This window comes from Rhizobium sp. FG96, assembly GCF_057808655.1.
The window spans coordinates 79316-104692 of sequence record NZ_JBMDIL010000018.1; the positions used below are offsets into that span (position 1 = coordinate 79316).

29 protein-coding genes and 1 pseudogene are annotated in these 25377 nt (G+C 61.2%); 13 read left to right on the forward strand and 17 right to left on the reverse strand.

Features of this window, described 5'->3' with window-relative positions; translation table 11 throughout:
• Positions 1 to 66: 66 nt before the first annotated feature.
• Positions 67 to 711, forward strand: a complete 645-nt coding sequence (locus tag ACODR6_RS28490) for a metallophosphoesterase family protein (protein WP_489025751.1) — start codon at positions 67 to 69, stop codon at positions 709 to 711.
• Positions 712 to 755: 44 nt separating this feature from the next.
• Here the strand turns inward: ACODR6_RS28490 and ACODR6_RS28495 are convergent, their stop codons facing one another.
• The 3 genes from ACODR6_RS28495 to ACODR6_RS28505 form a co-directional block, all read right to left on the reverse strand.
• Complete coding sequence (locus ACODR6_RS28495) at positions 756 to 1121, reverse strand: hypothetical protein (protein ID WP_489025753.1); 366 nt, start codon at positions 1119 to 1121, stop codon at positions 756 to 758.
• Positions 1122 to 1397: 276 nt separating this feature from the next.
• Positions 1398 to 1895, reverse strand: coding sequence for a BON domain-containing protein (locus tag ACODR6_RS28500; protein WP_203428844.1), 498 nt, complete (start codon positions 1893 to 1895; stop codon positions 1398 to 1400).
• Positions 1896 to 1966: 71 nt separating this feature from the next.
• Positions 1967 to 2461 carry a peptide deformylase gene (locus tag ACODR6_RS28505; protein ID WP_489025755.1) on the reverse strand — a complete coding sequence of 165 codons (495 nt, stop codon included), beginning with the start codon at positions 2459 to 2461 and terminating at the stop codon, positions 1967 to 1969.
• Between the two features lie 242 nt (positions 2462 to 2703).
• On the opposite strand from ACODR6_RS28505, the gene mgtE reads away from it, so the two are divergent.
• Positions 2704 to 4119: a magnesium transporter gene (mgtE, locus tag ACODR6_RS28510; RefSeq protein WP_199629604.1), complete on the forward strand. Its 1416-nt coding sequence runs from the start codon at positions 2704 to 2706 to the stop codon at positions 4117 to 4119.
• Positions 4120 to 4189: 70 nt separating this feature from the next.
• The gene (locus tag ACODR6_RS28515) at positions 4190 to 4582 is read left to right on the forward strand and encodes a MerR family transcriptional regulator (protein WP_162708679.1); all 393 of its coding nucleotides are present in this window, start codon (positions 4190 to 4192) and stop codon (positions 4580 to 4582) included.
• 4 nt (positions 4583 to 4586) lie between these two features.
• On the opposite strand, the gene ACODR6_RS28520 is transcribed toward ACODR6_RS28515, so the two are convergent.
• Positions 4587 to 5588, reverse strand: a complete 1002-nt coding sequence (locus tag ACODR6_RS28520; protein WP_489025757.1) for a heparan-alpha-glucosaminide N-acetyltransferase — start codon at positions 5586 to 5588, stop codon at positions 4587 to 4589.
• Positions 5589 to 6356, reverse strand: coding sequence for a DUF599 domain-containing protein (locus ACODR6_RS28525; protein ID WP_112716327.1), 768 nt, complete (start codon positions 6354 to 6356; stop codon positions 5589 to 5591).
• A 234-nt stretch (positions 6357 to 6590) separates the two neighbouring features.
• Between ACODR6_RS28525 and ACODR6_RS28530 the strand changes: the two genes are divergently transcribed.
• The gene (locus ACODR6_RS28530) at positions 6591 to 7997 is read left to right on the forward strand and encodes an L-serine ammonia-lyase (RefSeq protein ID WP_130278277.1); all 1407 of its coding nucleotides are present in this window, start codon (positions 6591 to 6593) and stop codon (positions 7995 to 7997) included.
• Between the two features lie 61 nt (positions 7998 to 8058).
• A complete protein-coding gene (locus ACODR6_RS28535) occupies positions 8059 to 8496 on the forward strand; it encodes a DUF1489 family protein (protein ID WP_489025759.1) in 438 nt (145 codons plus the stop codon).
• Positions 8497 to 8500: 4 nt separating this feature from the next.
• Here the strand turns inward: ACODR6_RS28535 and ACODR6_RS28540 are convergent, their stop codons facing one another.
• The 7 genes and pseudogenes from ACODR6_RS28540 to ACODR6_RS28570 all read right to left on the reverse strand — a co-directional run bounded on the left by ACODR6_RS28540 (position 8501) and on the right by ACODR6_RS28570 (position 14870).
• Complete coding sequence (locus ACODR6_RS28540) at positions 8501 to 8779, reverse strand: hypothetical protein (protein ID WP_112716323.1); 279 nt, start codon at positions 8777 to 8779, stop codon at positions 8501 to 8503.
• A gap of 112 nt (positions 8780 to 8891) precedes the next feature.
• Positions 8892 to 10403: a D-alanyl-D-alanine carboxypeptidase gene (locus tag ACODR6_RS28545; protein ID WP_112716321.1), complete on the reverse strand. Its 1512-nt coding sequence runs from the start codon at positions 10401 to 10403 to the stop codon at positions 8892 to 8894.
• Positions 10404 to 10524: 121 nt separating this feature from the next.
• A pseudogene (locus tag ACODR6_RS28550) lies at positions 10525 to 11303 on the reverse strand (hypothetical protein).
• Between the two features lie 222 nt (positions 11304 to 11525).
• Positions 11526 to 12125 (reverse strand): transglutaminase-like cysteine peptidase, encoded by a 600-nt coding sequence (locus ACODR6_RS28555; RefSeq protein WP_489025762.1) that lies wholly within the window; start codon positions 12123 to 12125, stop codon positions 11526 to 11528.
• 381 nt (positions 12126 to 12506) lie between these two features.
• Positions 12507 to 13466, reverse strand: coding sequence for a prolyl aminopeptidase (gene pip, locus ACODR6_RS28560; protein WP_489025764.1), 960 nt, complete (start codon positions 13464 to 13466; stop codon positions 12507 to 12509).
• Between the two features lie 63 nt (positions 13467 to 13529).
• On the reverse strand, positions 13530 to 14138 hold the full coding sequence (locus ACODR6_RS28565) for a PilZ domain-containing protein (protein WP_112716313.1): 609 nt from the start codon (positions 14136 to 14138) through the stop codon (positions 13530 to 13532).
• 123 nt (positions 14139 to 14261) lie between these two features.
• A complete protein-coding gene (locus ACODR6_RS28570) occupies positions 14262 to 14870 on the reverse strand; it encodes a PAS domain-containing protein (RefSeq protein WP_246777483.1) in 609 nt (202 codons plus the stop codon).
• Between the two features lie 297 nt (positions 14871 to 15167).
• Between ACODR6_RS28570 and ACODR6_RS28575 the strand changes: the two genes are divergently transcribed.
• Together ACODR6_RS28575 and ACODR6_RS28580 are read left to right on the forward strand one after the other, a co-directional pair.
• A complete protein-coding gene (locus tag ACODR6_RS28575) occupies positions 15168 to 15935 on the forward strand; it encodes a rhomboid family intramembrane serine protease (protein WP_489025766.1) in 768 nt (255 codons plus the stop codon).
• A 103-nt stretch (positions 15936 to 16038) separates the two neighbouring features.
• Positions 16039 to 16473, forward strand: coding sequence for a CBS domain-containing protein (locus tag ACODR6_RS28580; protein WP_112716307.1), 435 nt, complete (start codon positions 16039 to 16041; stop codon positions 16471 to 16473).
• A gap of 18 nt (positions 16474 to 16491) precedes the next feature.
• Here ACODR6_RS28580 and ACODR6_RS28585 read toward each other — a convergent pair whose 3' ends face one another.
• The 3 genes from ACODR6_RS28585 to folE form a co-directional block, all read right to left on the reverse strand.
• Positions 16492 to 17466, reverse strand: coding sequence for a patatin-like phospholipase family protein (locus tag ACODR6_RS28585; RefSeq protein WP_112716305.1), 975 nt, complete (start codon positions 17464 to 17466; stop codon positions 16492 to 16494).
• A 117-nt stretch (positions 17467 to 17583) separates the two neighbouring features.
• Entirely contained in the window at positions 17584 to 18036 is a 453-nt protein-coding gene (gene hisI, locus ACODR6_RS28590; protein ID WP_130278283.1) for a phosphoribosyl-AMP cyclohydrolase, read from the reverse strand.
• A 26-nt stretch (positions 18037 to 18062) separates the two neighbouring features.
• Positions 18063 to 18677, reverse strand: coding sequence for a GTP cyclohydrolase I FolE (gene folE / locus ACODR6_RS28595; RefSeq protein ID WP_489025768.1), 615 nt, complete (start codon positions 18675 to 18677; stop codon positions 18063 to 18065).
• Between the two features lie 301 nt (positions 18678 to 18978).
• Here folE and ACODR6_RS28600 point away from each other — a divergent pair, with 301 nt between their 5' ends.
• From ACODR6_RS28600 to thrS, 4 genes are all read left to right on the forward strand, one after another.
• Positions 18979 to 19425, forward strand: coding sequence for an iron-sulfur cluster assembly scaffold protein (locus ACODR6_RS28600; protein WP_489025770.1), 447 nt, complete (start codon positions 18979 to 18981; stop codon positions 19423 to 19425).
• A 4-nt stretch (positions 19426 to 19429) separates the two neighbouring features.
• A complete protein-coding gene (gene yidD, locus ACODR6_RS28605; RefSeq protein WP_489025772.1) occupies positions 19430 to 19825 on the forward strand; it encodes a membrane protein insertion efficiency factor YidD in 396 nt (131 codons plus the stop codon).
• Positions 19822 to 20346, forward strand: coding sequence for a DUF1697 domain-containing protein (locus ACODR6_RS28610; protein ID WP_489025774.1), 525 nt, complete (start codon positions 19822 to 19824; stop codon positions 20344 to 20346). The genes yidD and ACODR6_RS28610 overlap by 4 nt, the downstream gene beginning before the upstream one ends.
• 127 nt (positions 20347 to 20473) lie before the next feature.
• Positions 20474 to 22480 carry a threonine--tRNA ligase gene (gene thrS / locus ACODR6_RS28615; RefSeq protein ID WP_489025776.1) on the forward strand — a complete coding sequence of 669 codons (2007 nt, stop codon included), beginning with the start codon at positions 20474 to 20476 and terminating at the stop codon, positions 22478 to 22480.
• A 67-nt stretch (positions 22481 to 22547) separates the two neighbouring features.
• On the opposite strand, the gene ACODR6_RS28620 is transcribed toward thrS, so the two are convergent.
• Positions 22548 to 22760 carry a hypothetical protein gene (locus ACODR6_RS28620; protein ID WP_130278289.1) on the reverse strand — a complete coding sequence of 71 codons (213 nt, stop codon included), beginning with the start codon at positions 22758 to 22760 and terminating at the stop codon, positions 22548 to 22550.
• A 181-nt stretch (positions 22761 to 22941) separates the two neighbouring features.
• Complete coding sequence (locus ACODR6_RS28625) at positions 22942 to 24042, reverse strand: hypothetical protein (RefSeq protein WP_489025778.1); 1101 nt, start codon at positions 24040 to 24042, stop codon at positions 22942 to 22944.
• A gap of 113 nt (positions 24043 to 24155) precedes the next feature.
• Between ACODR6_RS28625 and ACODR6_RS28630 the strand changes: the two genes are divergently transcribed.
• Positions 24156 to 24740 (forward strand): nitroreductase family protein, encoded by a 585-nt coding sequence (locus ACODR6_RS28630; RefSeq protein WP_199629617.1) that lies wholly within the window; start codon positions 24156 to 24158, stop codon positions 24738 to 24740.
• Positions 24740 to 25345, forward strand: a complete 606-nt coding sequence (locus tag ACODR6_RS28635; RefSeq protein ID WP_489025780.1) for a flavin reductase family protein — start codon at positions 24740 to 24742, stop codon at positions 25343 to 25345. Before ACODR6_RS28630 ends, ACODR6_RS28635 begins: the two co-directional genes overlap by 1 nt.
• The last annotated feature ends 32 nt before the right edge of the window (positions 25346 to 25377 follow it).

Genomic DNA, 25377 nt, shown 5'->3' on the forward strand with positions numbered 1-25377 from the left:
CGGCGGCCGGCTATCGATACGGCCGCTTTGTGCTCTAGCTTTCAAGGCAGATAAGGAGCCGCAGCATTGAGCCTGACCTTCGCAATCGGCGACATACATGGCTGCATCGATCCGATGATGCGGATGATCGGGCGGGTGGAAGCTTACGCGCCGGCAGGCAAGATCGTGTTTCTCGGAGACTATGTCGATCGCGGTCCGGATAGCCGCTCCGTGATCGAGAGGCTGATTGCCGGACCGAGTTCACCGGACTGGCAGTGGATCACGCTGAAGGGCAATCACGAGGACATGCTGACCGGCGCCCATGACGGCCGGCATGCCGAATCGTGGTGGCTGGAGAATGGCGGGATCGAGACACTGGCGTCCTATGGCGGCGCTCTGCCGCCCGAACATCTGCGCTGGATGGAATCGCTGCCCTTCATTCATACCGATCAGCACCGCATTTTCGTTCACGCTGGGGTGAGGGAAGGGTGCTACCTGGAGGAGCAGACGCCGCACGACCTGATGTGGATCCGCTTTGCGGATGGCGTCTCGGGGGAATATTGGGGCAAGCACCTGGTGCACGGCCATACGCCGTCTGATGCCAATCCGAAAACCTCCGGCAACCGGACCAATCTCGACGGCGCCTGTGTGTTCGGCGGCAGGCTTGCTTGCGCGGTTTTCGATGATGATATTCCGGGCGGGCCGCTGGAGTTCCTGACGGTGCGTCCATGAGAGCCACAAAAGAGAAGGGCCGCAGATGCGGCCCTTTTTTGGGATCAGTTCGAACCGACGTCGCGGCAGGCATCGGTGTTTGAGGCACCACCATTTCCGGCCCGGGTCTGCGGTCCGCTGAGTTCGTCGGGCGTCTGGCAGTTGGGAAGATGCTCAGCGCGAAGCTTGGCTTCAAGCTTGTTGTAGTTGATCTTGCTGGGGGCCGGCATCTTGGTCTGGTACCAGCCGTCGCTGTCATTGGTGTAGTCGTCGCTATAGGCGGGCGCTGTGTGCTGCGTATAGTGGACCGGCTTCGGCGGGCTGATGCGGATCGGCCGGACATAGCTGTCATCATACATCGGAGCGGCGAAAACGGACGACGCCATGCTGATGGCGAAGAGGGAGGCAGCTGCGGCGAGCTTGATGCTCATGGTTATATCTCCTCAATCAGTTGTTGCAATCAACAACGAAACGATAACCCTCGGCAACTACGAGTTCGCTCCCCAATTGGGGCGAAATTGTGGGAGGTTGCAGGCGGATTGGGTTACGAATTGTCCATGTAATTCACGAAACCGTGGGCTTTTCTCACCAATCCGTGACGAACGTTAGTGCGCTATCAAAAGCGTTTTACCCGGCCTTTCGCAAAGCCGGGCGCCAGTATAAATACAACCCTTGGAATTATTAATAAGCGCTACAATTTTAGCCACCTAATCTTCATTCGGGATATGGGAGTCGACGCCTGTCGTTTCCAGGCGATTGCGGATGTGGCGCACGCCATCGACAGAGAGGGCGCCGAGTTCGACCTTGCGCGCCATGCCGATCGTCTCGACCGAGCCTTCAAGCGTCACCGTGTGGCCGTCGACATGGATATCGATGCTGTCGGGGTCGAGGCCTTCGATGTTTTCAAGATTTTCGAAGACGCGCACCTCAAGGTCGTCGCTGTCGTCACGATTGATGCTGTCGGCCCGTAGCGTGTCCCTGAGCCGGTTCTCGTTGCCGTCCTCGTCGGTCCCGTCGATGCGGAAGCCGCTGTTGCGGTCGCGGTCGAAATTGGCTGCGGTCTCTCCATAGGCGCCATTTCCGGGCTTTCCATCCGATGCGCCGGAGGCGTCGGCATAGGGCCAGCCATCGTCGAGGTTACGTTCCTCGTAGTCGCGGTAGTCGTCTTCGCGCGAAAGCGTCTTCTTGTCGTCGGTCTTCGGCATGTCTTCCTCCTTGAAGGCTCATGCTCGAACAACGCCTGCAGACCGGAATGGTTCGGCGCCGGATTATGAAATTACCGGCCTGCCTTCTCCCATTTGCGGATCAGCCGGTCGCGCTTCAGCTTCGACAGGCGCTGGAGCCAGAAGATGCCATCGAGCTGGTCGATCTCGTGCTGGATGCAGATCGCGAGGAAACCGTCCGCATCCTCTTCCTTCATCTCGCCAGACAAGGTCTGATAGCGGAGCCTGATGGAGGCCGGCCGCTCCACGTCCTCGGTCGCGCCCGGCATCGAGACGCTTCCTTCCGTCTGGCGCACCAGCGTGGGCGACGAGGAGATGATCTCGGCGTTGACGTAGTTTCTGACGCCATCAGCCTTGCTGAGTTCGAGAACGAACAGGCGCTTGAAGACGCCGATATGAGCCGCCGTGATGCCGACGCCGGGGGCTGCCCACATCGTTTCAAGCAGGTCGCCGGCGAGCGTTTTCAGATCGTCGTCGAAGGCGGTCACGGGAGTGCAGACTGTTTTCAGGCCGGGATGCGGATAGCGGAGGATGGGGCGGATCGTCATGCGGGCTTAGGCTCCTGATCAATTGCCGGGAAACTATCCTCCGGCCCGCGCATTGTCATCTCCAGAGAGGGTTTTTGACGCTAGACGGGAGAGGGCGTTTCAGTTAGCAGGGGCTTGAGTTCCTGCCGCTGCCCGGGCGGGCGGGATTCGTTTATCCGCTTGTTGACAATACCTTTTCCGCCGCCATTCTCGAACGCGGCAGGAAAGCCGTAACTGTTATGAAATTGGATGCGAGGGCGCAGATGACGGCAAGCGAAGAAGACGAACGCATCCGCAAGCGTCCAGATGACGAAGACGCCGATATCTATGACGAGGATGGCAACGTCCGCAGCGATTTCCTGACGCTCGTCGGCGCCGCGATTGCCGATCGTGATACGATCTTCCTGCGCCAGAACGTGGCGCGCCTGCACGAATCGGAAATCGGCGACCTCTTGGAGGCGATCCAGCCGGAACAGCGTCTGGCGCTGGTGCGCCTGCTCGGTGACGACTTCGACATGACGGCGCTGACGGAGGTCGACGAGGCGATCCGCCGCGAGATCGTCGACCAGATGCCGAACGAGCAGATCGCAGCAGCGATCGGCGACCTCGATTCGGACGATGCCGTCTACATTCTGGAAGACCTCGACCAGGAAGACCGCGAAGAGATCCTGGCGCAGCTGCCGTTTACCGAGCGGGTTCGCCTGCGACGGGCGCTCGACTATCCCGAAAGCTCGGCCGGCCGCCGCATGCAGACGGAATTCGTCGCCGTGCCGCCGTTCTGGACCGTCGGGCAGACGATCGACTACATGCGCGAGGAGGAGGATCTACCTTACTCCTTCACGCAGATCTTCGTCATCGATCCGACCTTCAAGCTCTTGGGCGCCGTCGATCTCGACAAGATCCTGCGCACCAAGCGGCAGACGAAGATCGAACAGATCATGCGGGAGATGAATCATCCGATCCCCGCGGAGATGGACCAGGAAGAGGCGGCGCAGCTTTTCGAGCAGTACGACCTTCTCTCGGCCGCGGTCGTCGACGAGAACGAACGTCTGGTCGGCGTGCTGACCATCGATGACGTCGTCGACGTCATTCACGAAGAAGCCGATGAGGACATCAAGCGCCTCGGCGGTGTCGGTGACGAAGAACTGTCGGACAATGTCATCTCGACTGTGCGTTCGCGCTTTTTGTGGCTGCTCATCAATCTCGGCACGGCGATGCTGTCGGCGAGCGTCATCGGGCTGTTTGACGGATCGATCGAGAAGATGATTGCGCTCGCGGTGCTGATGCCAATCGTCGCCTCTATGGGCGGCAATGCCGGGACTCAGACGATGACGGTCACCGTGCGGGCGCTCGCGACCCGCGATCTCGATATCTACAATGCCGGGCGCATCATCCGCAGGGAGGCGAGCGTCGGCATCATGAACGGTGTCATCTTCGCCATGATCATGGGGGCGATTGCCGGAACCTGGTTTCACGACTACCAGCTCGGCATGGTGATCGGCGCGGCGATGATCATCAACCTGATCGCGGCAGCGCTTGCCGGCATCCTGCTGCCGCTGCTCCTGGACAAGGTCGGGGCCGATCCAGCCATCGCATCGTCGGTATTCGTGACGACCGTAACTGACTGTACGGGCTTCTTCGCGTTTCTGGGGATTGCCACCTGGTGGTTCGGGATTTAACCACGCCAACCCGCTCAAATTGACTATTACGTAAAAGTCAATATTATTGCCGGGAGAGAGTGGGAATCCGATGCCTGTGAACAAATACTATAGCATAACGGAGCTGACGCGCGAATTTGGTGTTTCGACGCGAACGCTTCGCTTCTACGAAGACGAAGGTTTGATCCATCCAGAACGCCGTGGCCGCACGCGGCTGTTCCGCCCGGCAGACCGCAGGCTCATCCAGGAAATCCTGCGCGGCAGGCGTATCGGTTTCACGATCGCCGAGATTCGCGAAATCATCACCGTCTACAAGGAGCCGCCGGGCGAGCTCGGGCAGCTGAAGCTGTTGATGAAGCGCGTCGACGAGAAGCGCGAGGACCTGCGCCAGAAGCGCAAGGATATCGACGACACGCTGACGGAACTCGACAATATCGAGGAAGCCTGCCTCGGCCGCCTGGCCGAAATCGGCGTCGGCACCTGAGGGATCACTGCTGCTCTGGCGGAAGCGCCTTGATGCTGCACTGATTGGCGATCGCCTGCACGCGGTCGTCATCAGCCTTGACGACACCCGTGTGGAAGGGCTCGAGCAGCATCTGGTCCTGCATTTCGGTCAGCGTGCATTCGCAATAAATCTGGCATGACTTGGGATCCATGCCCTGGCACCAGCCGGGATTGCACTGGCGCATGTGGATCTCTGCGAGATCGGGCTTCGCTGGCGGCATGACGAAGGTTAGCCCATAAGCGATGGCAATCAGCACCGGTTGATGGATCAGATAGAAGGCAAGGCTGTGCTTGCCGGCGCGGGCAAGCAGCGAGCTGCCGGTGCCGATGGCTGCAAGCTTCTGCGGCAGGCTGGTGCGCAGTGCGATCAGCGACAGCGACAGGCCGGACATATAGGCGGCGGCCCAGGGGAATAGCGGCACATAGTCGTTGGAGCGCGGCGGCATGTCGGTCAGGCCGATCCACCAGAGTAGCGGATGATTGAAGGTCGCGGACCTGAGGATGCCTGGCGCGACGAAAGTGTCGGCGATCCAGGCGCCGACCAGTGCGACCGTGACAACGAGTGTCACCGGAAGCGGCAGGCGGACGAAGGCGACGCCGATCAGCGTCATCGCCGCCATGCAGTGGAGAATGCCGAAAAAGATCCATTCGCCGGGCATGGCGATGCGTGTTGCGACCGAGATCAGCAGCGCAGCACCAGCGATCATCGCGAAGCGCTTCCAGAACGGACGCCAGCGAATGCCGCCCTGGCTCGACAGCGCCATGCTGATGCCGGCGATGAACAAGAAGGTTGTGGCGATGGCGCGGGCGTAGAGCTTCAGCCAGCCGGTTTCCGCCGTGCCGGGCGTCAGATAGCCCATGAACTCCAGGTCCCAACTGAAATGGTAGGTGGCCATGGCAATGAGCGCGGCGCCACGCACCGTGTCCAGCAGGCCAATACGCGGAACACGCGCGACCACGCCGCTATCAGTCGCCAAAACAGTCATTCACAGTCCCCCGGACAAATCACCATCGCCATCAGGCTTGGGATCGCGGGGAATAGGAGAAAGGTGGAGATTTGATGGCGGGCCGCCATCAAGGATCGCCAGGCGTGCCTCGGAGAAGAACTGTCGACGGGTGAGGACGAAGACGACGGTCGCCGTCGTTGCCATGAACACGTAAGGGTTCACGAACCAGCCGAGATAGCCAATCGACAGGAAGATTGCCCTCAGGCCTTCGTTGAAGTGGCTGCCGGCGATGATGTTCATGCGGATGACGCGTTCGGCGGCGCGCTCCGCGGCATAGATGTCGGCCTCGGTATCGCGCATCATCGGGATCGAGCCGAACAGGATGGTGCAGTAATTGAAGAGCCGGTAGGACCAGCCGAACTTGAAGAAAGAATAGGCAAAGAGCGCGGCGAGGCCACCGACCTTGATCTCGAAGCTCGCATGGCTGCCGCCGAAGACATAGGGCAGATCGGCGAAGATGGCGCTGACCTTGTCCGTCGCTCCGAGAAGCGCGAAGCAGCTGCCGATCGCGAAGATAGAGGTAGAGGCGAAGAAGGCGGTACCGTTCTGCAGACCGGCCATGATCTGGGTGTCGATCATCTTGAGGTCACGGCGCAGCGAATTGTAGATCCATTCGCGGCGGCGCTCACCCATCGCATGGGTCAGGCTGGTACGGCCGAAGAAGGTGCGGCCGCGCAACAGCCAGGAATAGCCGAGCCAGGAGACGGCGAAGAAGGCGAGCGAGATGTAGTCGGCGGTGGTGAGCATCGGTGATTCAGTCCCTGATCTGCGGCGCCACTCTACAGATGCTTCAGGGTGCTGCAATCGCCACCAGGGCTGCTTGGCGGCGATTTCCGCATGGACGGGCTTTCGCAAGCGGGCCGCAGGCATTAAATCCATGTGATCGGTGGTCGCGCCGGTCAAACGCGATGTCGGTCCGCCGCATGCGGCAGATCGTGACCGGGGTTAGTCTCGGCAGAATTTCATTATTGGGAAGCAGGCATGTTCCTTTCGGTATTCGATGTATTCAAGATCGGCGTCGGGCCTTCGAGCTCGCACACGATGGGGCCGATGTCGGCGGCCAACCGCTTCCTCGATCTCATCCTGTCGAACGAATGGCCGCGGCCGTCGTCGGGCGCGCAGGTTGCTTCGATCAAGGCCAGCCTGCACGGCTCGCTCGCCTATACCGGTATCGGCCACGGAACGGGCAGGGCGGTTATCCTCGGCCTGATGGGCGAAGCGCCCGATAGCGTCGATCCTGACAAGATGGATGGCATCATCGACCAGGTGGAGCGCTCCGGCCGGATCACACCGCCCGGCCATCCCGCCTATTTCTTCCTGCCGAAGAACGACCTGATCTTCGACAAGAAGCAGACGCTGCCGGGTCACGCCAACGGCATGATCTTCTCGGCTTTCGACAAGGACGAGCGCCTGCTGCTGAAGCGGATCTACTATTCGGTCGGCGGCGGCTTCGTCGTCACCGATACCGAGCTCGAGCAGATGCGCGCGAAGAAGAAGGCGGTCGCCGGTGCCACCAAGGTTCCCTATCCCTTCGCGACGGCAGCGCAGATGCTCGAGATGGCGGATCGCTCCGGTCTCACCATCGCGCAGATGAAGCGTGCCAACGAAGAGAGCCAGCGCAGCCGCGAAGAGCTCGATGCCGGCCTCGACCGGATCTGGGATGCGATGCGCTCCTGCATCGAGCGTGGGCTGAAGGTCGACGGCATCATGCCGGGTGGCCTCAAGGTGCGCCGCCGTGCGCGGCAGATCCATGACAAGCTGCAGGAGGAGTGGCGCAGCAACCGTATCAATCCGCTGCTCGCCAACGACTGGCTGAGCGTCTATGCGATGGCCGTCAACGAAGAGAATGCCGCCGGTGGCCGCGTCGTGACCGCGCCGACCAATGGTGCGGCCGGCGTCATTCCGGCGACGATCCGCTACTACGAGCATTTCCATGACGACTGGGACCAGAACGGCATTCGCGACTATCTGCTGACGGCTGCCGCCGTCGGCGGCATCATCAAGCACAATGCCTCGATCTCCGGCGCCGAAGTCGGCTGTCAGGGCGAGGTGGGTTCGGCGGCTGCGATGGCGGCTGCGGGGCTCGCCGCGGTCATGGGGGCGACGCCCGCCCAGATCGAGAATGCCGCCGAGATCGCGCTCGAGCATCATCTCGGCATGACCTGCGATCCAGTCGCCGGTCTCGTGCAGGTTCCCTGCATCGAGCGCAACGCGCTCGGCGCCGTCAAGGCGGTCACGGCGGCGTCGCTGGCGATCAAGGGTGACGGCCAGCATTTCGTGCCGCTCGATGCCTGCATCGAGACTATGCGCCAGACCGGATACGACATGAGCGAGAAGTACAAGGAAACCTCCACCGGAGGTTTGGCCGTCAACGTCGTGGAATGCTGAGTTTGTGGACTTGCGGCCGGTAGCGCTTGACGCTGCCGGTCAAAAGGATTTCAACACCAGCATGGCATTGCATCTCATCAAATTATGCGTCGGCGCAGACTCGATCGAGGATCTGCGCGAATGGGTCGCCGAGCGTTCGCTCCGGGCGATCGCCGTCGGCCTAGAACCGCATTCCGTCCACACCACCCGCATGGTCCCCAAGCGCGTCGATGAACTGCTCGACGGCGGATCGCTCTATTGGGTGATCAAGGGTCAGGTTCAGGCGCGGCAGAAGCTGCTGGGGATCGAGACATTCACGGATGGCGAGGGGATCGGCCGCTGCCATCTCGTTCTCGGCCCGGAGGTGATCGAAACCGCCGTTCAGCCGAAGCGGGCCTTCCAGGGATGGCGTTACTATCCGGAAGAAGATATTCCGCGCGACATGATGAGCCTCGGGGCCGGTGTCGCAGAAATGCCCGCGGACTTGCGCCGCGAGCTTTCGGAGCTTGGACTGCTTTAAGCGGTCAGCGCAGGCGCAGCATCACAGGCGATTTGCCGCCCGGGCATGTCACATGCAAATGGATGCGGGCTTCCGGCTGCGAATAGCGCCAGGCGCGCGCGCCATGGCAGAGCAGCAGATTGATCAGATCCTTGGTCTTGGCGGACTTAGCGCGCGGCTTCTGCAGGCCGATTTCGGCGAGGCGCAGAGCCGCCTCATGAAGCGGATGCAGGCCGATGCGGGCAGGCTTTCCTGCTGCGCGTGCTTCGGGCGGAAAGCCCGGTACATTTCCATTGATCGCCATAATATTCCCCGTACGCACTAACAATCGAGGTCACGAATTTCGGCGGGAGCCGCATACACCGGCCCTGCCGTGAACGGTGCCGTCAGAAACAGAACTGCCGGCACCGGAGAGATCATTGGGCAGCTGCCCAGCACTTGACGCCTGCGCGCTTCAGCGCCTTGCAGGCATTGACCGCATCGCGCTGGTCGTCGAAACCACCGAAGCGAGCGCGGTAAATCTGTTCGCCGTCATTGGCATAGGCGACGGCGAAGGGCTTGGCCGAACGCAGAGCCTTGCCGCCCTTGGTCTTGGCATTTTCCAGGAGGTCCATCGCAGCATCCTTGCTGGAGGAAACGCCGATCTGGACAACCCAGCCAGCCGGACCCTTCTCGGTGACGGCAGCAGGCGTTGCAGCGACCTTGGCAGCGGGAACCGAAGCGGTCGTCAGCTGATCAACGGAATTCTCTTCAGGCTGTTCCGGCATATAGGCGGGAGCAGGCGTGGGAACCGCGACATTGCCCTTGATCGCGACGGTCTTGACCTTGGTCGGCTGCGGCATCTCTGCCGGCTGTGCTGCGACCAGCGGGTTCTCGGACTTGACGGCAGGTGTATCAGTGTAAGCGGTCTGCGCGGCGGCGACTTCGTAACGGGCGGCCGGTGCCGGAGCGGTATGCGGCAGATCGATTTCGGAAGCTGCTGCGACCGGGATCTCGGGAGCGCGGGTCGGGGCCGGCTCGGCGATCAGCTTGGAACCGCCGCGGGTGGAAGCCTTCGGCAGGTAAGCGGCGATCAGCTTGCGCATCTGGTTGTCGCGGGCAGGGGTCGAAGCACCACCCATGACGACGCCGACGATCGAGCGGCCTTCGTCCTGCACGGAGCTGACGAGATTGAAGCCTGCAGCGCGGGTATAGCCGGTCTTGATGCCATCGACGCCGCGGACAGAGCCGACGAGGCGGTTGTGGCTGCGGATGGTGCGTGTGCCGAACTTGAAGCTCTGCGTGGCGAAATAGCCGTAATATTGCGGGAAGTGCTGGCGAAGCGCGATGCCGAGGCGAGCCTGATCGCGAGCCGTCGTCATCTGCGCGGTATTCGGCAGGCCGTTGGCGTTGCGATAGGTGGTGCGCGTCATGCCGAGCGCATGAGCCTTTGCCGTCATCATCTGCGCGAAGCGGTCTTCGCTGCCGCCGCCAAGAAGCTCGCCGAGCGCGGTTGCCGCGTCATTGGCAGAGAGCGTCACGAGGCCGAGAATGCCCTGTTCAACGGTGATCGAACCGCCAGCGCGAACACCGAGCTTGGTCGGCGCCTGGGCCGATGCATGCGGGGAGAAGGGGACGCGGGTATCGAGTGCGATGCGGCCCTGTTCGAGCGCCTCGAAGGTCATGTACAGCGTCATCATCTTCGTCAGCGATGCCGGATACTGAAGGCGATCGGCGTTCTCGCTGTAGAGGACGTTGCCGGTCTTGGCGTCGACGACGATGCCGGCATATTTCGGATTGGCAGCCTCGGCTTCGGCAGTGACCGACTCGGCCAGGAAGGCCGCAGTGGCGATTGCGAGCGCCGTAATCATCTTCACCAGAAAATGGCCGGACCGGGACGGAACAACGGAGGAGGCTGACCTTGACACTATTTCACTCTTCGCTTGCATTTCTGACAGTTTTGAACCGGATCGCGCGCCCCTCCGCGCCGACCGTTGTCTTCGGAAGTTACCGGGGCTGAGTTACCAATCCGTTTATGATTAATCGTTTCTTTCGCCACCAAGCTGCATTTTAGCGGCTTGTTGCAGAACGGGTCGCAAGGCGCGCCTCCACAAAGGTGCGAATAGCGGCATCAATATGGTCCCAGTCGTTCAAATGACGGCTGGAGAATCGGTAGAGCACGCTCAGATCCTTGCCGACCTTGATATCGCGCTGGCAGTCGCCGCTGGTGGCGGCCTCGGGTGAGTCGGGCAGGACGCAGCGGACAGCGTAATCGGGGGCGTTCTCGCGCGCTGCCGTCAGCAGCACCTCGCCGCTATAGCCGGCATCGGCGCGCAGACGGTGCAAAGTCAGGCCGTCGGCATAGGGAGCGGCCGCGCCATCCATCAGATGCGTATAGATCGGCTCGATGCGCCCCGACATGTCGCGCGACATGGTGCTCTGGGTGATCTGCAGGAAGATCAGGCCAGAGGACTGCGCGACGTCATCGAAGCGGGCGCGCTGTTCCTTGGTGTAGCCCTGCATTTCCGGCCAGGTGAGATAGAGATCGGCGCGCTCGGCGACGCCGCCGTGACGCTGGCTCGGGAATCGCAGAGTGTTTTCCGAAAGGTTCAGGGTGTCGCGGCCGATGGTGATGCTGACAGCTGCGGTGCTGTCGCTATTGCCGGCAAGCGTGATGTGGCGGCCGAACCAGCGTCCACCGACGCTGATCGCCACCGTCAGCAGCGCCAGGACGGCGACGACAGCTGTTAGCTTGATCAGGAAACCATTGGAGAGAAGCGGCGTCTCTTCCGCGGTAACATCGGAAGCGGGATGGCTCATGGCGGATCTTCAGTCGTTGACCGCCGCAAGAGAAACGTGAGCCGCCGGTGTCAGTGATGAATCTACCGGCATGATCGGGCGAGGGTGGTTAATATCGCACTAACCAAAGGACGGCTCTGCCCTACAAAAGAGGCGAGCCGCTCCCGGGACAGCGGGAGCGGCTCTGGGGCGCCGGTCGGGGACGGGGATGCGGGGGACTGACCGGAGCCTAGCCTTGGCCCGCCGGACTGGCCGGCGGAGTATTTCAGGTGTTAGCGAACGCTACCGACGGCGACCGCACGGCCATCCTGAAGCTTCATCCAGCGATTCGGATCATCCGAAGACTGACGCTTGAGGTAGGTGTATTCGGTATCGGCCCAGAGCATGACCTTGTTGCGCATGTTATCGAGAATGAAGTCGCCATGATCGGTGCGGACGGTGAGCACGGCGTGGCCTTCACCATTCGGTTGCAGCACGACGGTCATCAGCAGGTCGGAGGGCGATACGCCGGCATCGATCAGCAGCTTGCGCTTCAGCAGCGCATAGTCTTCACAGTCGCCGACGGTGCGCGGATAGGCCCAGCGCTCTTCGACCCCGTAGATTTCCATGTCGGTCATCGGCTGGATCGAGGAATTGACCTGGTAGTTGATCTTGAGGACCTGCTTCCAGCGATCTTCGGTCAGAAGCAGCGGACCGGCGTCGCCGGCGGGATTGCTGCAGTCTGCCGGGTTTTCCTTGCAGAACTGGTAGGCGCCGATCGGCGGGCTGGCATTGCCTGCGAGTGTCATGCTGCCGGGCGCCGCCTGTCCTAGGCCCGTCATCGTGATCATCATTACAGTGGCGATAAAGGCGCCCTTGATTGCGTTGAGCATTGTCGTTGTAGTCTCCCCGTTTGTTGGGAGGACAATGACACGCACGATTTTATCTCACGCAAAATTACGCCGTAAAATTAAGTGCTTAGTTGATTCAAAAGCGCGGAAAACTTGAAGAATATTTGACTCGAATGCGCATAAAAGACGCAGAAAATTCGAGGCGAATTTGAGTAAAATTGTTCCATTCCGGGATAGGTCTTCTGTGCCGAAATGGCGCTATTCCGGCGAAAGTCTTAACGCGACGCAGGCCGGATTTACGATTTCGTTACGAATTGAGTTGTTTCGGGAGGTGCCTGCTGAGGTGTCCGAAGATGCGGAATCGCTCAGATAGAGCGGTGAAAACGGCTGAAAACAGCGATTTCAGACGTTGCAGCGCCAAAATTATTTTTTGAGAAAATGCAGAATTTTTGCGGTGGCCGCGACGATTTCGGCGGAAATGCCAGCGTCGTCAGTCGAATGGGCGGCATTTTCGACGATGACAAGCTCGCTGCCTGGCCAGGATTGGTGCAATTCCCAAGCCGTAACCAGTGGTGCCTCGAGATCGAAGCGCCCCTGGATCAGGATTCCCGGTATGCCGGCAAGCGCTGCGGCACCCTGCAGCAGCTGCTGCTCGGACAGCCATGCATCGTGGTGGAAATAATGTGTGACGATCCGCGCACGGGTCAGCAGGTAGCGGGCATCCGCCCAGCGGCGCGGCAAGCCGTTCGGGTCGGCAAGCAGGATCGAGGCCGCCTCCCAACGATGCCACGCGACGGCGGCAGCCTGCCGTTCGGCCGGATTGGTGCTATTGAGCAGGCCGTGATAATAGGCGAGAGGGTCGAGATCGTCCGGGATCGACTGCGTGAAATCGGCGTATTCGCATGGGAAGAACCGCGCCATCCCGGTGCAGAGCCAGTCGATCTCGGAGCGGCGGGTGGTCGTGATACCGGCAAGCACCATGGCGGCGACGTGGCGGGGATGCGACTCTGCATAGGCGAGCGCGAGCGTCGTGCCCCAGGAATTTCCGAACAGCACGAATCGTTTGACGCCGAGATAGGCACGCAGCCGCTCGATGTCGGCGACCAGATGCCAGGTCGTGTTGCCGGAGAGGTCGCAATCCTGATCAGCCGCATTCGGCAGGCTGCGGCCGCAGTTGCGCTGATCCAAGAGGATGATGCGGTAGACCGACGGATCGAAATAGCGGCGCGCTCCGGTCGAGCAGCCGGATCCGGGTCCGCCGTGGAGAACCAGAGCAGGAATGCCGTCCGGATTGCCGCAGCATTCCCAATAGAGCCGGTTGCCGTCGCCGGTATCCAGCATGCCGTGATCATAGGGCTCGATGTCGGGAAATAGCTCAGCCATCAAAAAAGCCGCCTTTTGCGAGGCGGCTGTATTCGTCGATGACGGTGACAGGACGATGACGTCTCAGAGAAATTCGCGCAGCGTCTCTCGGGACTGGAGCGACAGGAACTCCAGCGCCACGCCTTCGGAGAAGTGGCGAACCACGCGGCCGCGCATATTGCCGAGGCGGACGGCAGAGCCGAGCGGCGGACGGGCTTCGACATCGACGGCAGCGCCGGACAGCGAAAGGTCCATTATGCGGCAGACATAACGCGTGCCGTCTTCGAGCGTCAGTTCGCTCTTCGTCTCGCGCGGCGTCAGACGGTCGTGGCGGCGATCTTCGGGAAGGCCGAGCTCGTGCTTGTTGGCAAGCCAGGTCAGCTGCGCGGCAAGCTTTTCGCGCTTACGCTCGGTCGCATTGATCGACATCGTGAAGCCGCGGGCATCGACGGTCTGGACATGACCTTCGACACGGCCGAGATGATCGATATAGGCGACAACGCGTTCATTGGAGCGAGGGCGGCCGATGCAGGTGACGTACATATCGCCCGGCGACATGTCGATAACCATGCATTCGTACTCTTCGTAATTCGCAAGCATCAGGCGGCCCTGCATATTGATGGGCACGCGCTGAAAAACACCCTGTTCAGGGCGCGGCGCTCTCTGCGTCTGGGCTTGCTGGAACGAGTGCATGAAAGCGCTTCTTTATAAAATGATATGCTGGGATCATTACCCGCAACACATTAACAGAAGGTTGTCTGACTGCCCCTGATTACAGCTTCCGGAATGGGTTCCGGTTGTATCGTTCCGGGACAGTCAGCGGGCGCCTGAACCAGGACGGAACGAAGAGACGACGCGGCCGAGAATTCCGGCCAAACCCTGCTGGCGCGGCGTGCGCGGAGCGGCGGGCCAGACGCCGTCGGGTGCCCCCTGGAAGCTGCGCAACGCCCGGCAGCGATCGAGAACCAGGAAGTCGAGCGGCACGACTTCGAGCCAGGTTGCAACGGTCATCGCGGCAATGACGCCAAGCATCCGCTCGCAGTTACCATCTTCCGAGCGCAGCGGCATGAGCGCGATCTCGAAAGCGGCGCGATGGCCGGCGGTGCTATAACCGGTGGCATTGATCAGGGCAGGCATCGTGTGGCGCATGGCGCCGGCAATGGTGGCTTCGATCGTCGCGCTATATCCATCGCCGAAGAGATCCGAGAAGCTTTCGTCGCGCAGATCGCGGCCGAACAGGTCCGAAATCTTGGCTCCCGCGAGGCGGAAAGTGATGATGTCGTCGCCGCTCTTTTCGAGGATGAAAAGGCTTGGCAGGAAGTGACCCAAACTGGACGGCTCGATCTGCGACTTCAACGGCGCTTCGCCGGCGCCGCGCAAGCGGTTCCAGTAGTCGTAAACATCGATGACGGTCTGATGACGCACGGGACACCCAATCTGTTTCATTACAGTCCAGAAACGGGCCTTCATGGCCCATCTGAGGTTTACCCTGCGGGTTTCATGCCAGTTCGGAGCCGTTAAGGTTAAAGAAGGGTTTCGATTGTGCTGGTGCAGGCTTCATGGGACTGTCGCTCATCACTTCGGCAACGAAGTTCAGCACACAAACTCATCGGGCACGGGGTCATCCCCGGGGGACGCTCGGCCGCCGTCCGGTTCTTCCGGACGGCTTTTTTTTTGCCCGGCGCTCCTGTAAGGCTTTGGCCTTCAAAGGCGAGGGCAAAGATGGACGATCAATCGGCGGGACGGCAGGTCAACGAGGAAGAACGGATTCCAAAGCGAGAGCCGATCTTCAATCTGCCGGGCATTCTCGTCGCGACGCTCGCGCTGCTCGCCATCATCTATGCCGTCCAGACGCTGGTTCTTTCCGATCAGGCTGTCGAGTGGCTGCTCGTCACCTTCGGCTTCATCCCCGCCCGCTATGTCATGCCGCTTACGGAGCAGGGGCTGGAGTGGCTCTGGAGCCCTGTGACCTATTCGCTGCTCCACGGCAGCATCGAACATATCCTCTTCAACGGCCTGTGGCTGATGGCCTTCGGTGCGCCGGTGATCCGGCGAATCGGTGTCGCCCGCTATCTGGCCTTCTGGATTCTTTCATCCATCGCCTCGGCAGCACTTCATGCCGCCTTGAACTGGGGCGATCCGACCTTGCTGATCGGCGCTTCGGGGGTGATTTCCGGCCTGATGGGCGCGGCCTGCCGCTTTGCCTTCCCGGCTCAGGCGCGCGCCGGCGTGCCGGCGCATCTCAATCCGCGGCTGTCGATCGCCGAGACTTTCCGCAGCCGCACCGTCATCGTCTTCACGCTGTTCTGGCTGCTCGGCAATGCGCTGATCGCCGTCGGCGTGCCGCTGATCGGTGACGGCAGCCAGGCGATCGCCTGGGATGCGCATATCGGCGGCTTCGTCTTCGGATTCTTCCTGTTTCCGCTTTTCGACCGGGCTCTACCGCCTTCGGACGAGGAGCCCGAGGAACCGGCCGTATTGCAATCTTGAGCGTTGAAGTGCACCATTCCAACTGATCCGCGCTGGGAGGAGAGACCGCCGCGGATGCCTGTGAACAGTATAGTGTTTCCACTTACGACATAGGAGGTTGTGAATGTCCAATACCGTAAAGGCCATCCTCGATCTGAAGGGCCGCGACGTCGTCACGGCCGGTCCGAACACGACCGTCGCGGAGGCTGCCAAGGTGCTCAGCCAGAAGAAAATCGGCGCGATCGTCGTGGTCGGGGTGCAGGGAAAGATTTCCGGCATCTTCACCGAACGTGACGTCGTCAATGCGATTGCCAAGTCCGGCAAGGACTGTCTCGATCAGCCGGTGGCTTCGCTGATGACATCGAAGGTCTTCCGCTGCCATGAAGAATCGACGGTCAACGAACTGATGGAGCTGATGACCAGCAAGCGCTTCCGCCATGTTCCCGTCGAAACCAACGGCAAGCTTGCCGGGATCATTTCGATCGGTGACGTGGTGAAGACCCGCATTGCGGAAGTCGAGCGCGAGGCCGAGGAGATCAAAGCCTATATTGCAGGGTAAAGAGGTTGCCGGCCGCCATCAGCCGTGGCCGGCGAACACTTCCTGCATTCTCTTGAGTTCTGGAAGCCTGATGGAGGCTTCCTCGTAGCCGCGCTCGATTGCTTCGCCGGCGCGATGGAACTCGGACAGCCCGATATCGCTGAGCCGCGGATGGAGCGAAATGTCCGGCGGATCGCCGGCGAGGCGGGCGCGTGAAATCCTGTCCTGGATGATGTTGAATGCCTGGACCATGACGCCGGTCATGCCGAGGCGCGTATAGGGCGTTTCCTCGCGCTTCTGCACTTCCTGTGCCGTCAGCCCGGCATTGTGCTTGACGACCGCCGAGCGGCCGAAGAGGTCGTAATTCAGGTTGACGGCGCAGACCAACGGCTGCTCATAGCTGCGGCAGACGGAGACCGGGACAGGATTGACGAGCGCGCCGTCGACCAGCGTTCGGTTGTTGCTGCGGATCGGCTCGAAGATGCCAGGCAGGGCGTAGGAAGCGCGCAGCGCCGTGATCAGCGAACCGTTCGAAATCCAGACCTCGTGGCCGGTATTGACCTCTGCCGCGACGGCGACGAAGGGACGGTCGAGATCCTCGATATTCAGCCCCTCCAGATGCTCGGCCATGCGCTTCGTCAGCCGCATGCCGCCGAAGAGACCGCTGCCACCGATCGTCAGATCGAGCAGGCTGGCGATACGGCGCATGGTGAGCGAGCGGGCGAACTCCTCGAGCTCGTCGAGCTTTCCGGCGAGATAGCAGCCGCCGACAAGGGCGCCGATCGAGGTGCCCGCGATCATGCCGATCTCGATACCGGCTTCATCGAGCGCGCGCAGCACGCCGATATGGGCCCAGCCGCGCGCAGCACCGCCGCCGAGCGCGAGAGCGATCTTGGCTTTCTTCTGGGGCAGGGGCGAGATAGGCGGAACGGTCATGTCGGGCAATGTGGAAGATGCACCGGAATCGGATGTGCCAGCCTCAGAGCCTTGACGGTGCAAACTCCAGTTCAGCATGGCGTGCCTCCTCCCGGCAGAACACTGTGGTCTTCTAACTGTGTCCCTCTTCCCTTTCCAAATCGTATATAGCGGGCGAAACTGACCCAATAAGAGGCAAAATGCCCCAGTTTTGCGCTATTTCTTGTAGACGTCAGCCGGGTCGAAATGGCGCTCGTCATCGACGATGTCGAGCATCGGCTTTCCATCCTGCAGCGATACGGTGCGGTAAAAACAGGAACGGCGGCCAGTATGGCATGTCGCGTCGTGACCGGCGACCTCTACTTTCAGCCAGATGGCATCCTGATCGCAATCGGTACGGATCTCCCTGACCGTCTGGACATTGCCCGACGTTTCACCCTTCAGCCAGAGCTTGCCGCGCGAGCGGCTGAAATAGTGGGCCTTGCCGGTCTGGATGGTGAGCGCCAGCGCCTGGGCGTTCATATGCGCCACCATCAGCAGCTCGCCGTCGTTGATATCCGTGACGATGGCGGTGATCAGGCCGCGATCGTCGAAGCGGGGGGTGAAGTCCCCCGCGTCCTCAAGTTCGGATTTGTCGTCTGAAGGCGCGTTGAAGGCGAAGGGCGTCATCGATCGGCTCTCTCTATGGAGCCGGATCAGCGGCCCCGTACCATGGACATGAATCGCGCCTGTTCGGCGGGCTCGGACTTGAAGGTCCCAGTAAAGGTTGTCGTCAATGTGGTCGAACCCTGCTTCTGCACACCGCGCATCGCCATGCACATATGTTCGGCTTCGATCATGACCGCGACACCGCGCGGACGGAGCGTTTCGTCGATCGCTTTCGATATCTGCGCCGTCATGGTTTCCTGTGTCTGCAGGCGGCGGCCGAAGATCTCGACGGTGCGGGCGATCTTCGAGAGACCGAGCACCTTGCCGTCGGGCAGATAGGCCACATGCGCCTTGCCGATGATCGGCACCATGTGATGTTCGCAATGCGAGAAGAACGGAATGTCCTTCACCAGCACCATGTCGTCATAGCCGGCAACCTCCTCGAAGGTGCGGCCGAGGACGTCTTCGGCGTCCATGTCGTAGCCGGCGAAGAGTTCACCATAGGCCTTTGCAACACGCGAGGGGGTGTCGAGCAGGCCTTCGCGCGCCGGATCGTCGCCCGCCCAGCGGAGCAGGGTGCGGACGGCCTCTTCGGCTTCCTTTTGGGTGGGGCGGTTGGAATCGCGGCTGTTGTTCGGAAAATTCTTTACGATGGCGTCCATACTGTTCAAGTCTCCTGATCCGCTGTCATGCGGACCCGTCTTCGGACTCGCCACTGGTATTCCCTTCAGGAATTTTTGCACCTTTGGCAGGCTCCGGGGCTTTCGGGGCGATGGCCCTTCCGGCACGGTTTCCCAATCAAACTTACCGGGGGCCATTGCATTTTCGTGGCCCTCGAACGACATACATATAGGAAGACAGCGTCTTCATGTAAGTATCCTAACACGACACGGTGTGTTTTTTGTTTAAGATACAATGGCCACTAAGCGAGCCGGTCCGCGGAACTCTGGAGCGGAATTGATCATGGACGAGATCTACAACAGCAAAATCCTCGAATTCGCAGGCAATATTCCGCGCATCGGCAGTCTCGATGATGCCGATGCCAGCGCTCAGGCGCATTCGAAGCTCTGTGGTTCCAAGGTGAAGATCTGGCTGAAGATGGATGGCGATACCGTCAGCGACTTCGCCCATGACGTCAAAGCCTGCGCCCTTGGCCAGGCATCCTCATCGGTGATGGCGCGCCATGTCGTCGGCGCCACTGCCGTCGAGTTGCGCAAGGCGCGCGAGGACATGCTCGCCATGTTGAAGGCTGACGGCGAGGGGCCGGAGGGCCGTTTCGAGGAGATGCGCTATCTGCGTCCGGTCAAGGATTACAAGGCCCGCCACGCCTCCACCATGCTCACCTTCGATGCCGTCGTCGATGCGATCGGCCAGATCGAGGCGAAGCGTGCCGAGATGGCGGACGCCTGAGCCGATGTGCGAATTCTGCGCCCTTCAGCATGATGATGAAGACGAAGGGGGTGCCGCGGCTCCCCCGCCGAAGGCCAAGCGCTTTTCGCGAAACTATTCGGGCCGCTTTTCGAAGACGCCCGGCCGGCTGTTCGGCATGGGCTTCATCCGCCTCTACCAGCTGGCGCTTTCAGGCTTCATCGGCAATTCCTGCCGGCATATTCCGACCTGCTCAGAGTACGGCTACGAGGCGATCGCCCGGCATGGCCTGTGGGCCGGGGGCTGGATGACGCTGTTTCGTGTCGGGCGTTGTGGTCCAGGCGGCACGAGCGGGCTGGACCCGGTGCCCGAGGCGCTTGAGACGCGGTTCCATTGGTGGACGCCGTGGCGCTATCTGGCATTTGGTCGGAAGGCGGCATGACGACTTATGTTGCGCTGCTGCACAGCATCGTTATTGCGCCCGGCAAGCGGGTGGTGATGGCGGATTTGCGCGACATGGCATCCTCGCTCGGCTACCGCAATCCACGCACGCTGGTTTCGACCGGCAATATTATCTTCGAAACGCCGGAGTCACCGATCGGTGAAATTGAAACCAAGCTCGAGGCCGCATTTCGCGAAAGGTACGGCAAACCGGTCGATATCATAGCACGGACCGGTACAAGCTGGCAGCGGCTGGCGCGATCGAACCCGTTTCCTGATGGCGAGGGCAGCCAGGTGATCATCCGGGTGATGCGCGCGGCGCTTGAGCGGCCGGCATTCGAAAAGCTGAAACCCTATGCCGATCCGAGCCAGCGGCTGGCGCTTGTCGATGGCGATCTCTGGATCGATTTTGCCGGAAAGCCGAGCGAATGGAAGCTCCTGTCGGCGCTGACGACCAAGCGGATGGGAGCGGGCACGCTGCGCAACTGGAACACCGTTCGGGGCATTGCCGATCTCATCTAGCAGCCCGCTCATCCTTTACTAAAAGACCAAATCCGACTATCACGCGGCAGCGCTTGCGTACGGACGCTTTCGCTTCATTTGCAACCACCCGCATTCGTTGGCGGGACTGGACAAGGAGAATATCGATATGTCCCAATCCGTTTCCCTGACTTTCCCTGATGGCAATGTGCGCGAGTTCGCGGCCGGTACGACCGGCAAGGACGTTGCCGAATCCATTTCCAAGTCGCTGGCCAAGAAGTCCGTCGCGATCGCGATCGACGGCGTTGTGCGCGACCTGTCCGATCCCGTTGTCGACGGCAAGATCGAGATCATCACGCGCAGCGATGAGCGCGCGCTGGAGCTGATCCGCCACGATGCCGCCCACGTCATGGCCGAAGCCGTGCAGGAACTCTGGCCCGGCACGCAGGTCACCATCGGTCCGGTGATCGAGAACGGCTTCTATTACGACTTCGCCAAGAACGAGCCCTTCACGCCTGACGATCTGCCGAAGATCGAAAAGAAGATGAAGGAGATCATCGCCCGGAACGCGCCCTTCACCAAGCAGGTCTGGTCGCGTGAAAAGGCGAAGGAAGTATTTGCCGCCAAGGGCGAGCAGTACAAGGTCGAACTCGTCGATGCGATCCCCGAAGGACAGGATCTGAAGATCTACTATCAGGGCGACTGGTTCGACCTCTGCCGCGGCCCGCATATGGCGTCGACCGGTCAGATCGGCACGGCCTTCAAGCTGATGAAGGTTGCCGGTGCATACTGGCGTGGTGACAGCAACAACGCCATGCTGTCGCGCATCTACGGCACGGCTTTCGCCGAGCAGTCGGAACTCGACAACTACCTGCATATCCTCGCCGAAGCCGAGAAGCGCGACCACCGCAAGCTCGGCCGCGAAATGGACCTGTTCCATTTCCAGGAAGAGGGTCCAGGCGTGGTTTTCTGGCATGGCAAGGGCTGGCGGATGTTCCAGTCGCTGACCGCCTATATGCGCCGCCGCCTGGCCGGCACCTATGAAGAGGTCAACGCGCCGCAGGTTCTCGACGCCTCGCTCTGGGAGACCTCCGGTCACTGGGGTTGGTACCAGGAGAACATGTTTGCGGTGAAGTCGGCCTATGCCTTCACGCATCCGGAGGACAAGGAAGCGGATAACCGCATCTTCGCGCTGAAGCCGATGAACTGCCCGGGTCACGTGCAGATCTTCAAGCACGGCCTGAAGTCCTACCGCGAACTGCCGATCCGCCTTGCCGAGTTCGGCAACGTGCACCGTTACGAGGCCTCGGGCGCTCTGCATGGCCTGATGCGCGTGCGCGGCTTCACGCAGGACGACGCGCATGTGTTCTGCACCGACGAGCAGATGGCGGCGGAATGCCTGCGCATCAACGACCTGATCCTCTCGGTCTACGAGGACTTCGGCTTCAAGGAGATTGTCGTCAAGCTCTCCACCCGTCCGGAAAAGCGCGTCGGCACCGATGCCCTCTGGGATCGCGCCGAAAGCGTGATGATGGACGTGCTGAAGACGATCGAGGCGCAGTCCGAGGGACGCATCAAGACCGGCATCCTGCCGGGCGAGGGCGCCTTCTACGGTCCGAAGTTCGAATATACCCTGAAGGACGCCATCGGCCGTGAATGGCAGTGCGGCACGACGCAGGTCGACTTCAACCTGCCGGAACGCTTCGGTGCCTTCTACATCGACAGCAATTCGGAGAAGACCCAGCCGGTGATGATCCATCGCGCCATCTGCGGCTCGATGGAGCGCTTCCTCGGCATTCTGATCGAGAACTTCGCCGGTCACATGCCGCTCTGGATCGCGCCGCAGCAGATCGTCGTGGCGACGATCACCTCGGAAGCCGATGGCTACGGCCAGGAAGTTGCCGATGCGCTGCGTGACGCCGGTCTGAACGTGACGACCGACTTCCGTAACGAGAAGATCAACTACAAGGTCCGCGAACATTCTGTAACGAAAGTTCCTGTGATCATCGTCTGCGGCAAGAAGGAAGCGGAAGAGCGCACCGTCAACATCCGCCGTCTCGGCAGCCAGGAACAGACCTCCATGACGCTCGATGCGGCGATCGAAAGCCTGACCTGGGAAGCGACGCCGCCGGATGTGCGCCGCAAGATCGAAGCGAAGAAGGCCAAGGCTGCCTGATCGCTTCCGGTTGAAGCAAACAGATGAAAAAGGGGCGGCACTCGCGAGAGGGCCGCCCCTTTGATTTTCATATTCCGAGAACGGTGACGCTTGGCGGCGTGAAATCCTTGATCCCCAACTTCGGCCAATCGCATTTGCGGTCAAACTTGGCCTTCGATACCGTCCGCATGCATTTCGGGTCGGTCTTGAAGGCATATCCGGGCAAACTGACGTACTTGACACTCGGCGCACAGAGCGCGAGCGCGATACACATCGTCAATGCCGCGCAGATGGTCCGCATGGGACACCTCCTTCGTTCGGCATGACTTCTCGATACGGAACCCCTCCGTACGCGCAACCATCGCATGTCCGGATACAGGCTTCCATTCGCCTAATCGGATGCGGCGACGCGGGGCGCGGGCTATGCGCTGATCATCGGGATGGGCGAGGGGAATGCTCCGTTCAGACGAGCGAACGGCCGGTCAATCGGCGTCTGCGCCGTCCGATCCGCTGCTCGGAACGAGCTGGTCGTAGGACGGGAGCGGTGCCTGGGCGGAGTTCTGCGGTGGCTCGCCCGCAGCCGCCGGCTGCGGCTCGGGCTGGACGGTGGTCGCAGCGCTATCCGGCTCCTGCGGCTGAACGTCCTTCATGAGAACTTCGACATCGGTATTCTTGCCGGCTGCGACCTTGAAGTCGCGCTGGTAGATCTTGTCCTTGTTACGGGCGACGGCGGAATATTCGCCTTCGGCCAGAACCATCGTTGGGAAGGCGCTGACGCTTTCGCCGACGCTGTCGCCGGCCGCCGTCAGGATCGACCAGGCCGTATCGGCGATCGCTTCGCCACCGGCTTCAGAGACGAGCTTGAAGGTGATCTGCGCCGCGCGGTGCTGGATCGTCGCTTCCGTCAGTTTGCCGGCTTCGACCTGGATGTCGGCGCGGATGACGGCGTTGACGTCGCCATATTCGGAGACGACGTGATAGGTGCCGGCATTGAGGCGCACGACGGTGTTCGGCGAAACGTCGGCCATGACGAGGCCGCGCTCACCGTCGTCGCGCACTTCCGAGGAATAGATCGAGAAGCTCAATTGCTCCGGGCGGATGCGAACATCGGAACCGGAGACGGCGTTGAGCAGCAGACCACCGGCATCGAGCACCATGACCTGCTTGTCGACGGCGCCGCTATCGGGAACGTTGACCTTCTTGGTGACGCCGGCGCGGCCGAAGGAGACGTTGACGAAATAGTCGCCGGGGGCGAGCTGGAAGGCGGCGGAACCGCCCTTGGCGCTGGCGATCAGCGGCAGCTTGCCGTCGGCACCGGCAATCGGACTGAAGACATACCAGGAAAGGCCGTCCTCGACCGGCTGGCCGTCGGCGGTCAGTTTGGCTTCCATGGGCACTTCATGCAGCAGGGCGCCCGGAGGCGTTGTGCCCGGCGCGATGAAGGCGTTGAGCTTCGGCATCTTGGACGTCGTGTCGAGCTGCTTGAAGTCCTTGAACGCTTCCTGCGCGCCTGCCGAAAACGGCAAGGCGATCACCAGTGCAAGCGCAAGGGCGAGCCGCGCGAAGGGCAAAATGCCGGTCATGTGTTTCCTGGACAGATTGACTTTAGAAATCACAGGGGCCACTTCAAGACCAACCCGATGGCAAATTCAAGACCCATCCCCCTCGCTGTCCCGAAATTGAAAGTTTCTCCCGCATGAAATCCGATATCAAGCTGATCGATTACCTCAACGTGCGCCGCTCCATCCCTGCGTTCCAGATGTGCGAGCCGGGTCCGGAGAAGGCCGAGATCGAGGAAATCCTCCGCCTGTCGTCGCGCGTTCCCGATCACGGCAAGCTCGCCCCCTGGCGCTTCATCGTCTATCGCGGCGAAGAGCGCGTGCGGATCGGCGAGGAGCTTCTGAAGCTCGCGCTCGAAGCCAAGCCTGATCTCTCCGACGAAATGATCCAGGTCGAGCGGACGCGCTTCACGCGCGCTCCTGTTGTCGTCGCGATCGTCAGCAAGGCAGGCCCGCATTTCAAGATCCCTGAATGGGAACAGGTGATGTCGGCGGGCGCACTTTGCCTCAACGTCATCTTCGCCGCCAATGCGCATGGCTGGGTGGCGAACTGGCTGACGGAATGGTTTGCCTTCGACGAGCGCGCCTATCCGCTGCTCGGCGTCCAGCCGGGCGAGAAGATCGCCGGCTTCATTCATATGGGCTCGTCCGAGTTTCCGCCGGTCGAGCGGCCGCGTCCGGAACTGACCGAGACCGTTACCTGGGTCGGCGGAGACACGTGATGTTCTACCCGACCGATACCAACAAGCATGGGCTGGCGCACGATCCCTTCAAGGCGATCGTCGCGCCGCGGCCGATCGGCTGGATCGGCACAAAGGGCACGGATGGTTCGCTGAACCTCGGCCCGTATTCCTTCTTCAACGCGATTTCAGACCGCCCGAAGCTGGTGATGTTTTCCTCCAGCGGGCGCAAGCACAGCCAGCAGAATGCCCGCGAGACCGGTGTCTTCACCTGCAGCTTCGTCAGCCGCAATCTCGTCGACCAGATGAACCAGTCGTCCGCGACCGTACCTTATGGTGTCAACGAGTTCGAATTCTCCGGGCTGACGGCCAAGCAGGGGGAGATCGTCGACGCGCCCTATGTCGCCGAGGCATTTGCCGTCCTGGAGTGCAAGGTGACCGAGATCATCGAGCCGAGGGGCCTGTCCGGTGAGCCCTCCGAGAATGTCATGGTGATCGGCGAAGTCGTCGGCATCCACATCGATGAGACGATCATCCGCGAGGGCCGTCTCGACATGGCGATCGCCCGGCCGGTGGCGCGCATGGGCTATATGGACTACGCAGAAGGCAGCGACGTCTTCGAACTCATCCGCCCCAAGACGCCCTGACGCGGCCCGCGCAAGGGTTAATGAATATGGTG

Bases quoted from the DNA above. Each gene is read 5' to 3' on its own strand.
- ACODR6_RS28495 (WP_489025753.1), bottom strand. From the start codon at position 1,121: ATGAGCATCAAGCTCGCCGCAGCTGCCTCCCTCTTCGCCATCAGCATG.
- ACODR6_RS28575 (WP_489025766.1), top strand. From the start codon at position 15,168: ATGGACGATCAATCGGCGGGACGGCAGGTCAACGAGGAAGAACGGATT.
- ACODR6_RS28555 (WP_489025762.1), bottom strand. From the start codon at position 12,125: ATGCTCAACGCAATCAAGGGCGCCTTTATCGCCACTGTAATGATGATC.
- ACODR6_RS28525 (WP_112716327.1), bottom strand. From the start codon at position 6,356: ATGCTCACCACCGCCGACTACATCTCGCTCGCCTTCTTCGCCGTCTCC.
- ACODR6_RS28585 (WP_112716305.1), bottom strand. From the start codon at position 17,466: ATGCTGAACTGGAGTTTGCACCGTCAAGGCTCTGAGGCTGGCACATCC.
- folE (WP_489025768.1), bottom strand. From the start codon at position 18,677: ATGGACGCCATCGTAAAGAATTTTCCGAACAACAGCCGCGATTCCAAC.
- ACODR6_RS28520 (WP_489025757.1), bottom strand. From the start codon at position 5,588: ATGACTGTTTTGGCGACTGATAGCGGCGTGGTCGCGCGTGTTCCGCGT.
- ACODR6_RS28535 (WP_489025759.1), top strand. From the start codon at position 8,059: ATGGCATTGCATCTCATCAAATTATGCGTCGGCGCAGACTCGATCGAG.
- ACODR6_RS28580 (WP_112716307.1), top strand. From the start codon at position 16,039: ATGTCCAATACCGTAAAGGCCATCCTCGATCTGAAGGGCCGCGACGTC.
- pip (WP_489025764.1), bottom strand. From the start codon at position 13,466: ATGGCTGAGCTATTTCCCGACATCGAGCCCTATGATCACGGCATGCTG.
- ACODR6_RS28530 (WP_130278277.1), top strand. From the start codon at position 6,591: ATGTTCCTTTCGGTATTCGATGTATTCAAGATCGGCGTCGGGCCTTCG.
- ACODR6_RS28545 (WP_112716321.1), bottom strand. From the start codon at position 10,403: ATGCAAGCGAAGAGTGAAATAGTGTCAAGGTCAGCCTCCTCCGTTGTT.
- ACODR6_RS28515 (WP_162708679.1), top strand. From the start codon at position 4,190: ATGCCTGTGAACAAATACTATAGCATAACGGAGCTGACGCGCGAATTT.
- yidD (WP_489025772.1), top strand. From the start codon at position 19,430: ATGTGCGAATTCTGCGCCCTTCAGCATGATGATGAAGACGAAGGGGGT.
- ACODR6_RS28540 (WP_112716323.1), bottom strand. From the start codon at position 8,779: ATGGCGATCAATGGAAATGTACCGGGCTTTCCGCCCGAAGCACGCGCA.
- ACODR6_RS28620 (WP_130278289.1), bottom strand. From the start codon at position 22,760: ATGCGGACCATCTGCGCGGCATTGACGATGTGTATCGCGCTCGCGCTC.
- hisI (WP_130278283.1), bottom strand. From the start codon at position 18,036: ATGACGCCCTTCGCCTTCAACGCGCCTTCAGACGACAAATCCGAACTT.
- ACODR6_RS28505 (WP_489025755.1), bottom strand. From the start codon at position 2,461: ATGACGATCCGCCCCATCCTCCGCTATCCGCATCCCGGCCTGAAAACA.
- ACODR6_RS28600 (WP_489025770.1), top strand. From the start codon at position 18,979: ATGGACGAGATCTACAACAGCAAAATCCTCGAATTCGCAGGCAATATT.
- ACODR6_RS28565 (WP_112716313.1), bottom strand. From the start codon at position 14,138: ATGCACTCGTTCCAGCAAGCCCAGACGCAGAGAGCGCCGCGCCCTGAA.
- thrS (WP_489025776.1), top strand. From the start codon at position 20,474: ATGTCCCAATCCGTTTCCCTGACTTTCCCTGATGGCAATGTGCGCGAG.
- ACODR6_RS28610 (WP_489025774.1), top strand. From the start codon at position 19,822: ATGACGACTTATGTTGCGCTGCTGCACAGCATCGTTATTGCGCCCGGC.
- ACODR6_RS28630 (WP_199629617.1), top strand. From the start codon at position 24,156: ATGAAATCCGATATCAAGCTGATCGATTACCTCAACGTGCGCCGCTCC.
- ACODR6_RS28635 (WP_489025780.1), top strand. From the start codon at position 24,740: ATGTTCTACCCGACCGATACCAACAAGCATGGGCTGGCGCACGATCCC.
- ACODR6_RS28500 (WP_203428844.1), bottom strand. From the start codon at position 1,895: ATGCCGAAGACCGACGACAAGAAGACGCTTTCGCGCGAAGACGACTAC.
- ACODR6_RS28625 (WP_489025778.1), bottom strand. From the start codon at position 24,042: ATGACCGGCATTTTGCCCTTCGCGCGGCTCGCCCTTGCGCTTGCACTG.
- mgtE (WP_199629604.1), top strand. From the start codon at position 2,704: ATGACGGCAAGCGAAGAAGACGAACGCATCCGCAAGCGTCCAGATGAC.